The organism is Nitrosospira multiformis, assembly GCF_003050865.1.
Classification (GTDB): Bacteria; Pseudomonadota; Gammaproteobacteria; order Burkholderiales; family Nitrosomonadaceae; genus Nitrosospira; species Nitrosospira multiformis_E.
Genome location: NZ_QAOK01000071.1, coordinates 1 through 2,184 on the forward strand (window position 1 = coordinate 1; position 2,184 = coordinate 2,184).

Below are 2,184 nucleotides of genomic sequence, written 5' to 3' on the forward strand. Positions count from 1 at the left end.
AAAAAATGGAGAGGTATCTTGCTGATGCCATAGGCTTCGGGGCTCCGGTTAGTGCATGAGGATCATGCAGGCTGCTTATAACAAAATAAAATGAAACGTAAGGTTTATATTCCTGAGCCATGGACTAAGATGGGGTTGATGCAGCGATCGATATACAGATGAATGGTGGAAGTAAATCAGTCATTGCCAAGTAATTTTTGGGTAACTCCATACCTGTATCATCTGGCAAATGTATCGGGAAGGCATTCGTGGATCAGACTGTGGTCTCTTGAAATTTCATCCACAAAATGAGTAAAAAGGCGCGGGCAGGCACCATAGAGCCGAGGAGCAGGCAAGCGCCCATTTTAGCGGTATAAGATCGACCAGGATATAGATGGCCACCAGATAGAAAAAAAGTGGAATCATCCGCATAGGCTAAACAGGATAGTGTTCTTGAGTTCGTCATGGGTGCGTTCACTGCGGACGATGTAATGAGCGATCAGTGCAAAGGTAGGAAACAGCGGCACCAGACCTGCGAGGTAATAATTCTTCATGTGCGCTGCCAAGTTGATGATTATCACCACAGCGGCGCCCAGCAGTGCTTTAATGGACAAGAATGTCATTTTGGTTTCCTCCGTTGGATTTCCTACAGTATTTGAAAGGTTATTGGCGGAGATTATAAAAAGGGGATCCTGACCCAATGATGTCAACGGCATTACAAATCTGTAATGTTCAGAGAACCAGGATTAGCAACGATGGGATCGAGCGGCGCGGGATCCCGTGTGGACGAGCTTAATTACAGGGATTAACGAAAGCTATGGCGTATGTTATGTCGGAAAGAAAAGCTGTATGGAAGTGCCTTGGCCAATAGTGCTTTGTACACCGATCCTGCCATTGTGAAACCGACGATCGATTTTACGATAGCCAATCCAAGTCCCGCCCCTTCTTTTTTGGTATTACGGGAAGGATTGACCCGATAAAAGCGATCAAATATTTTCGATAAATGTTCCTGCGCGATTCCTGCTCCGCTGTCGCGGCAGACAACCTCGATCCCGCTGTCGATACATTGGATAGAAAAGGCAACTTCCCCACCGCCTGGCGTGTAGCGCAGGGCATTTGAAAGCAGGTTACTGATGATTCTTCGGAAAAGAATCGGATCAGCATCCATCGTCCCATCCCCCATGCATGTTACTCGGACCTTCTGTTCCGCAGCCAATGCTTCATAAAAATTGATGACTTTCGTGACTTCCGTGCGTACATCGATCCGGCTGCGGGTAATCATAGCCTGCGCATTATCGGCCCTGGCCAGGAATAGCAAACTGTCCATCACGCGCGACAGGCGATCGTATTCCTCAAGACTCGACGCAAGTATCTCGCGGTATTCAGGAGCCTCCCGGGGCCTGGAAAGCGCCACTTCGGCTTCTCCCCGCGGGTTATTGATCGGAGTGCGCAGTTCATGCGCCAGATCAGCCGAAACCATCGCTTCCTATCCGGGTGACACTTAGCAAATAGGTTTTATTGTCAGCAGAATGCCATTTCTTTATCTTGCCTTTCGATTCTCGCGAGTCGGGAAATACAGCGGAGGGAGTCTCTTGATCCATTCCAGGAGTCTCATGAAGAGTGATCCCGGATTCATTAAGAATACGGCTGTAGGTACTATACTGGGAGTTGGTAAATCCGACATTTTCCTGGGAGATTTCACGTTCCAGAGCTTCCCGGTCGCCTGCCTGCAAGAGGCGCTCGAGAAACTTGATCCGGCTGTCGAGAAACTGCTCATCTTCTTTTTCCAGTGTCGTGATGAGAATCCAATAAAGGAATCCTGAAGCGAAGATGAGCATAATGGAGGCCGATAACGCATAAAGCCAGGTCAATTGCCTGGTGATCGACCAGCGCGAATGATTGGAGGTGGATGCAATCCACCGCAGGCTATCGATCTTCAAACATGTACCCTACGCCGCGCACCGTATGAATCAGCTTTTTTTCGAATGGATCATCTATCTTGCTGCGCAGCCGGCGTATCGCCACATCGATGACATTGGTATCACTGTCGAAATTGATATCCCAGACTTGCTCCGCAATCAAGGTCCGGGATAGAACCTCTCCCGCGCGTTGAATCGCCCCGGTTTTCGTGGAGGCTTTTTGGTTTAAGTTAAACTTCTACCGTGGCCTTTTGGACCAATTGCTGATAATAGTTTGCTTCTGCTT

3 protein-coding genes and 1 pseudogene are annotated in these 2,184 nt (G+C 48.6%); all 4 read right to left on the reverse strand.

All coding sequences use genetic code 11. The annotated features are described in order from the left end of the window. Window positions 1–401: 401 nt before the first annotated feature. Complete coding sequence (locus tag C8R21_RS16230) at window positions 402–602, reverse strand: GlpM family protein (protein WP_219906700.1); 201 nt, start codon at window positions 600–602, stop codon at window positions 402–404. Window positions 603–784: 182 nt separating this feature from the next. Continuing rightward, window positions 785–1,459, reverse strand: a complete 675-nt coding sequence (locus tag C8R21_RS15440; RefSeq protein ID WP_107763483.1) for an ATP-binding protein — start codon at window positions 1,457–1,459, stop codon at window positions 785–787. Further along, the gene (locus C8R21_RS15445; RefSeq protein ID WP_107763484.1) at window positions 1,446–1,919 is read right to left on the reverse strand and encodes a hypothetical protein; all 474 of its coding nucleotides are present in this window, start codon (window positions 1,917–1,919) and stop codon (window positions 1,446–1,448) included. The genes C8R21_RS15440 and C8R21_RS15445 overlap by 14 nt, the downstream gene beginning before the upstream one ends. Beyond that, window positions 1,906–2,094: pseudogene (locus tag C8R21_RS15450) on the reverse strand (winged helix-turn-helix domain-containing protein); the annotation flags it as partial. The gene C8R21_RS15445 and the pseudogene C8R21_RS15450, both read right to left, overlap by 14 nt. Window positions 2,095–2,184: the final 90 nt, after the last annotated feature.